Origin of the sequence: Xanthomonas sp. D-99 (genome assembly GCF_017746145.1) — a bacterium.
GTDB classification, from domain to species: Bacteria; Pseudomonadota; Gammaproteobacteria; order Xanthomonadales; family Xanthomonadaceae; genus Xanthomonas; species Xanthomonas cissicola.
Window position 1 is genome coordinate 59893 of sequence record NZ_JAGHWU010000055.1, and the last position, 6634, is coordinate 66526.

Below are 6634 nucleotides of genomic sequence, written 5' to 3' on the forward strand. Positions count from 1 at the left end.
GCCCCGCTGTTGCCAATCCCGAATGCCGAATCCCGAATCACGGCCGCTCAAGCGGCAACGGCCTGTCAGCCTGGCGTATCCGCTCCCGGCGCAACAAATACAGCCCGCTGGCGACGATGATGCCGGCCCCGGTCCAGGTCCAGTTGTCGGGCAGGGTCTGCCACAGCAGCCAGTCCCAGCCGATCACCCAGACCAGGCCGGTGTATTCCAGCGGGGCGATCATCGAGGCCTCGCCGCGCATGAAGGCCTGGGTCAGCGCAACCTGGCCCAGCGCACCAGCCAGGCCCATGCCGGCAATCAGCCCGGCGTGCCCGGCCTGTAGCGGCACCCAGCCGGGGATGGCCAGCAACCCGGCGCCGATGGCCATGAACAGCAAGAACCACACCACCATGGCCTGCGGGGTGTCGGTGCGGGTGAGAAGGCTCACGGTGATCGCCGCGACGGCATAGGCGGTGGCGGCCAGCAACACCATCAGCCCCGGCAACGAGATCAGCCCGTCCACGCCCGGGCGCAGCACCACGATCACCCCGACCAAGCCAATGCCAATGGCGGTCCAGCGGCGCGGGCCGACATGCTCGCCCAGCAATGGCACCGACAGCGCGGCCACCAGCAGCGGCGCCACGAAATACAGCGTGTAGGCGGTGGACAACGGCATGCGTTTGATGCCGAAGACGAAGCAGCCGATCATCACCATGCCCAGCACCCCGCGCAGCAGATGCAGGCCCCAGCGTACCGGCACGATCGCGCGCGGCCCGGCAGTGGCGAACACCCACACCAGCACGAACGGCAACGAGGCGGCGCCGCGCAACAAGGTGACCTGCAGCGGCGGGTAATGCGCCGAGAGCAGCTTCATTCCCGCATCCATCAGCGAGAAACAGGCCACGGCGGCCACCATCCAGGCGATGGCGGGAAGCGGGGAGCGGGTGGTGGGCATGCGCGCATTATCGCCGCGGCGCTGTCATGCCCGCCAATGTCCGCATGACGGCCGGCGCGGCACGATGGCCTAGAATGGCGGCTGTTTTCAATTGCAGGAGCTTTGCATGCCTTCCTTCGACGTTGTGTCCGAAGTGGACAAGCACGAACTGACCAATGCGGTGGATCAGGCCAACCGCGAGCTGGACACACGGTTCGACTTCAAGGGCGTCCAAGCCAGGTTCGAGCTGGAAGACGGCAAGGTGATCAACCAGTCCGCGCCCAGCGATTTCCAGATCAAGCAGATGACCGACATCCTGCGCGCGCGGCTGCTGGCGCGCGGCATCGACATCCGCTGCCTGGAATTTGGCGACATGGAAACCAACCTGGCCGGCGCGCGGCAGAAAGTGACCGTCAAGCAAGGCATCGAGCAGAAGCAGGCCAAGCAGCTGGTGGCCAAGTTGAAGGAAGCCAAGCTCAAGGTCGAAGCGCAGATCAATGGCGACAAGCTGCGCGTCACCGGCAAGAAGCGCGACGATCTGCAGGACGCGATCGCGCTGCTCAAAAAGGCCGACTTCGAACTGCCGCTGCAGTTCGACAACTTCCGCGATTGAGTGCGGCGGGGTGATCGCGCCGATCGGGACGGCACCGCCCGTGCGTGCAGTGCAGCCGTGTGAGCCGAAGTGGCGCCTGCGGCCTGCGCGCCGCACGCGGGGCGGTTGCGCCCCTCACCTGGCCGCACTGGCCTAGCCTGCGAGCATGCGCGGCCTGTTCGCCAGCCTGTTGCACCGCCTGCGCATGCACGGGCCGGCCAACGCAGCGGGCGAACATGCCCGGCACGCCGCCGCCCATGCGCAACCACGCATCGAGGCCGGCTCGACGCTGCACACCATGGCCGGCCTGGACCCGGTAGCGGCAGCGGCGTTTGCCGATGCCTTCCTGGTGGAGATCGAACAGGCCATCGCCACCTGTACGCTCGACGATGCGGCCACGCCGCAGGCGCAGGCGCTGCAGCAGATCCATTCGTTGAAAAACACCATCTCGCTGACCGGCTCGCAGCAACTGCTGAAAGCCTGCGACCAGTTGCGCGATGCCGCAAGCCACGGTGCGCTGGGCGAGACGCTTGCGCAGCGTTTCACCGCGGTGGCGAACGCGGCTGGCCTGCTGGTCAAGCAGTACCGGCGTACCCTCCCTTCCGACGATGCGGACCCTCATGCGTAGCACTCCCAATCGCGCAGCGCCCGGCCTGATCCTGGCCGCCAGGCAATTGCGTAACGACAGACTGGTGCGGCTGTTCGAGTCGTTCCTGGAATATCGCGCCTGCGTCGGCCGCGTGATCGTGCAGAGCATCGTCACCGCGTGGTGCCTGGGCTGGCTGTACGGGCCGCAACCGGTGCTGGTGGCCGACGCGCACCATGTCTTTCCCACTGCGCTGAGCCTGTGGGTGCTGTCGGTGGTGTGGATGCTGCTGGTGCGCCGCCGGATCATTCCGCCCAGCGAATGGCTCGATGCGATGGGCTTTGCGATGAACCTGCTGTTCATCGGCATCCAGACCTACCTGGCCTTCATCCTGCTGATGTCGTTGAACGCATTTTTGCCGTTCATCACCATCGCTGCGGTGGCGCGTTACGGGCAACGCGCGATATTTCCGGTGTTGCTCAGCACCTTCGTGCTGATGCTGTTGACCGCACCGTCAGGCTACTGGCTGTCGCGTCCGGCATATTTCGTCTATGCCGTGGCGCTGATCATCGTGCTGCCGTTGCTGGTGGCGCGGATCGTGCTTGCGATGCAGGAAGTGGCACTGCAGGCGCTGGCCTCGCGCGATGCGCAGAGCCGTTTCATCAGCACCATGAGCCACGAATTGCGCACCCCGCTGAATGCGGTGATCAACTGCGCCCAGTTGATCGAGACCGAGCAAATGCCGGCGCAGCAACGCGAGTTGCTGCAATCGGTGACCGTCAATGCGACCGCACTGCGCCATCGTGTCAACGAGGTGCTGGACGTGGCCAGCATCAATGGCGGACGCCTGCAGCTGCATCGCAAGCCGTTGAACCTGCTGGACGTGGTCACCACGGTGAAAGCGGTCTGCGCCACCGCGGCGTCCAGCAAGGGCGTCACGCTCGATGTGCGTGTCGATAGCCCGCAAGCACCGCACGTAATGGGCGACGAAGGCCGCATCGAACAGGTGATCAGCAACCTGGTGATCAACGCGATCAAGTTCACCCCGGCCGGCGGCACGGTGGATCTGCTGATCGACGCGACCCAGGTGCAGGAGCGCTGGAGCATCGCGGTGACCGTCACCGACACCGGTATCGGCGTACCCGACGATCAGAAGGCCTACATCTTCACCCCGTTCACTCAGCTCAGTACCGGCTTCAGTCGCGTCGAAGGCGGCGTGGGCCTGGGCCTGTACATCGCGCTGTCCGTCTCCGATGCGATGGGTGGCAGCCTCACCGTGAGCGACAACCCCGCCGGTGGCAGCATCTTTCGCTGGATCTTCGAACTGCCCGGCGCCGCGGCCGGCAGCACTACGCTCGCACTGCGCGATGCGCTGGCCCAGCACGCACAGAACGTACCCTCCCTGCATTGCCTGGTCTTTGAAGACATGGATACCAATCGTCTGGTGATCGGCAATCTGCTGACCCGCGCCGGGCATCGGGTGAGCTTCCAGGTGGATGGTACCGATGCGGTGCAGCGCATCCGCGAGGCAGCGCCGGACCTGGTGTTCCTGGACCTGCACATGCCCGGTACCTCCGGCTGGGATGCGCTGCGCGAAGCGCGCGATGCGATGTCGGCGCTGCCGCCGATCATCGTGCTGACCGCCGACACGCGGACCGATTCGATGCGCGACGCCAGCGCGGCGGGCGTGGCCGGCTATCTGCCCAAGCCGATCAATGCGCACGAGTTGCTGGCATTGCTCGCCCAGCACGCCAGCCATGCACGCCCCTGAGCTCAAGCCGGGCAACGCCGCACGCGTCTACTGGCACCATGCCGCACACGCCAGCACGCCACTGGTGGTGCTGTACCTGCACGGCTTCAGCGCCAGCCCGGGCGAAGCAGGCACGCTACCGGAACAGATGGCCGATGCGCTGACCGCCAACGGCTACGTGCATCGCTGGCCCGGGCACGGGCTCGCCGCCGCCGATGCGATGCAGGGGCTCACCCCGGCGGTGTTGCAGGCCTCGGCGCTTGAAGCACTGGCCCAGGCGCAACGCATGGGCGAGCGGGTTGCGATCGTCGGCTCGTCGATGGGCGCCACACTGGGTTTGTGGCTGGCGACGCAGCGCCCGGACGCGGTGGCCGGTGTGGTCGCTTGGTCGCCCGGCATCCGGCCTGCCGATCCGGCATTGCTCGAACAGCTCTGCGCCGCACAGGCCCCGCTGATCGACCCGCGCACGCGCACGCCTGCCGCGCGCGCGTTCTGGTCGGAAACGATCCATCCAGATGGATTCCGCGCCTTGCGTGACCTGTTTGAGCGCGTGGCCGCCGACCCGCCGTGGCCACGCGTGCGCTGCCCGGTGCTTGTAGGCTATTACCGCGCTGCCGATGGCCGCGAAGACGGCATTGCCTCGGTGCCGGCGATGCTGCAGATGTTCGCAGCGCTGGGCACTGCGCCGGCGCACAGGCAGGCGCTGGCCTTCGACACCGGCGCGCATGCGATCGGGTCGCCGCACAAGACGCCGCTGGCCGGCGCCGTAGCGCAGGCATCCATCGCGTTCTTGCAGGCGCAGCTGTGTGCTACGCCGCACGGCCGGGGTGCGTGAGCGCAAGCTGGTCTGCGTGCGGTTTTGAAGGAACCTACCGCTGCCAGCGTCGTGACGTTGCCCGCTAGCGCCCGCTGCTGCACGCACCAAGCGCGGCCCGCCGCATAGCGATCGCATACACTGGCGCGCCATCCCGCTGCCGCCACGATGACCACCACGCCCGCAACCTCCGATCCGATCGCCGACACCCGCAAATGGATCGAACGCGCGGTGATCGGATTGAACCTGTGCCCGTTCGCCAAGGCGGTGTACGTCAAGGAGCAGGTGCGGCTGGTGCTCAGCGATGCCAGCACGCCCGAAGCCCTGCTGGAACAGCTGGCCGAGGAACTGGTGCTGCTACGCGATACACCGGCCCAACAGATCGACACCACGCTGATCGTGCACCCGGACGTGCTCACCGACTTCCTGGACTACAACGACTTTCTCGACAATGCCGATGCGGCGGTGGAAGCGCTGGACCTGCAAGGCGTGTTGCAGGTGGCCAGCTTCCATCCGGATTACCAGTTCGCAGGCGCGGCGCTGGACGATGTGGCCAACTTCACCAACCGCTCGCCCTTCCCCACCTTGCATCTGTTGCGCGAAGACAGCGTCGAGCGTGCAGTGGCGGCGTTCCCGGATCCGGATGTGATTGTCGAACGCAATATCCAGACGCTCGAACGCCTGGGTAGCGATGGCTTCGCGCGCGTGCTCAACGGTGCAAAGCACTGAGTGCTGCCCCAAGCGCGCGGGACGGCAAGGCGAACGCGGCTCTCGCTCATCTGCGCTCCTAGCGCGTCGGCACAAAACGCCATAGAAGCTCTTCAGCTGCGTGCGGATCACGTGCTCGGCGTCGACCTAGTCGAGTGACGCACGCCGCCGGCCGCCCTGCACACGCGTGGCATCGGGCAATCATGTGATCGTGTGATCGTGTGATCGAGGGCCCACGCGGCAGCACTGGCGGCACCGGGACCTTGCGCAACGCCTATCGCCCGTGCACCTGCTCAGATCAACCCGCATCCGTCAGGTTCAAGGTGGATGACGTCGAGCGCGTGCGTCGGCACATGCGCTGAGTGCTCACATGCGCGCCCTTTTGCTGCGACGACGACAGCCCGCACGCTACAGTGCCGCCACTCTCACCCACGTGCCGCCTACCATGGCCTTGATCCCCGCAATTTCCGCATGGAACCCGTCGCCGCTGCAGGACCGCGTGGTGGTGATCACCGGTGGCGCGCAAGGCATCGGCCGCAGCATTGCGCAGGCGGTGCTGGGCGCGGGCGGCAGCGTGGTGATTGGCGATCTGGATGCCGATGCCGGCAAGGCCTGCCTGCAGGAATGGGCGCTGCCCCGCCGCAGCGCTTTCGTCCGCTGCGATGCCGCGCGCCAAGCGCAGGCCACGCGCCTGATCGAGGCGGCGCTCAAGCGCTTCGGGCGCATCGATGGCCTGGTCAACAATGCCGGCGTGCCCGATCCGCATATCGCAGCACTGCCGCAACTGGACTGGGACACGTGGAACAGCCGGCTGTCCAGCCTGCACGGCGCCTTCCTGTGCAGCAAGCAGGCGCTGCCCGCGCTCAGGCAGGCGCCAGAAGGCGGCGCGATCATCAACATCGCCTCCACCCGCGCCTGGCAATCGGAGCCGCATAGCGAAGCGTACGCCGCAGCCAAGGGCGGCCTGGTGGCTTTTACCCACGCGCTGGCGCTGAGCGAGGGGGTAATCCCCCCGCCCATTAGCAGACGCCAGAAGTGGAATTTTCTCGTACCCTTTCTCGAGGAGGTTCCATGAAGAAGTCCCGCTTTACCGACAGCCAGATCATCGCCGTGCTCAAGCAGGCCCAGGCCGGTGCGCCCGTGCCGGAGCTGTGCCGCGAGCACGGCATCAGCTCGGCGACGTTCTACAAGTGGCGCAGCAAGTTCGGCGGCATGGACGTGTCCATGGTCGCGCGCATGAAGGAGCTGGAGGAGGAGAACCGCCGGCTCAA

General features: G+C 66.6%; 7 protein-coding genes and 1 pseudogene. 7 read left to right on the forward strand and 1 reads right to left on the reverse strand.

What is annotated here, in order from left to right; all coding sequences use genetic code 11:
• Positions 1-37: 37 nt before the first annotated feature.
• The gene (locus J7360_RS16995; RefSeq protein WP_057658974.1) at positions 38-934 is read right to left on the reverse strand and encodes a DMT family transporter; all 897 of its coding nucleotides are present in this window, start codon (positions 932-934) and stop codon (positions 38-40) included.
• Between the two features lie 106 nt (positions 935-1040).
• Between J7360_RS16995 and J7360_RS17000 the strand changes: the two genes are divergently transcribed.
• The 7 genes and pseudogenes from J7360_RS17000 to J7360_RS17030 all read left to right on the forward strand — a co-directional run.
• Positions 1041-1526, forward strand: coding sequence for a YajQ family cyclic di-GMP-binding protein (locus tag J7360_RS17000; RefSeq protein WP_057658976.1), 486 nt, complete (start codon positions 1041-1043; stop codon positions 1524-1526).
• 145 nt (positions 1527-1671) lie between these two features.
• Positions 1672-2133, forward strand: coding sequence for a hypothetical protein (locus J7360_RS17005; protein WP_057658978.1), 462 nt, complete (start codon positions 1672-1674; stop codon positions 2131-2133).
• A complete protein-coding gene (locus tag J7360_RS17010) occupies positions 2126-3862 on the forward strand; it encodes an ATP-binding protein (RefSeq protein WP_057658980.1) in 1737 nt (578 codons plus the stop codon). Before J7360_RS17005 ends, J7360_RS17010 begins: the two co-directional genes overlap by 8 nt.
• Positions 3849-4676: an alpha/beta hydrolase gene (locus J7360_RS17015; RefSeq protein WP_057658982.1), complete on the forward strand. Its 828-nt coding sequence runs from the start codon at positions 3849-3851 to the stop codon at positions 4674-4676. Before J7360_RS17010 ends, J7360_RS17015 begins: the two co-directional genes overlap by 14 nt.
• A 147-nt stretch (positions 4677-4823) precedes the next feature.
• On the forward strand, positions 4824-5384 hold the full coding sequence (locus J7360_RS17020; protein ID WP_057658984.1) for a DUF1415 domain-containing protein: 561 nt from the start codon (positions 4824-4826) through the stop codon (positions 5382-5384).
• Between the two features lie 424 nt (positions 5385-5808).
• Positions 5809-6366 (forward strand): annotated as a pseudogene (locus J7360_RS17025) (SDR family NAD(P)-dependent oxidoreductase); the annotation flags it as partial.
• A gap of 68 nt (positions 6367-6434) precedes the next feature.
• Positions 6435-6634 (forward strand): transposase (locus J7360_RS17030; protein ID WP_059001059.1); only part of this gene is annotated, 200 nt, incomplete at its 3' end.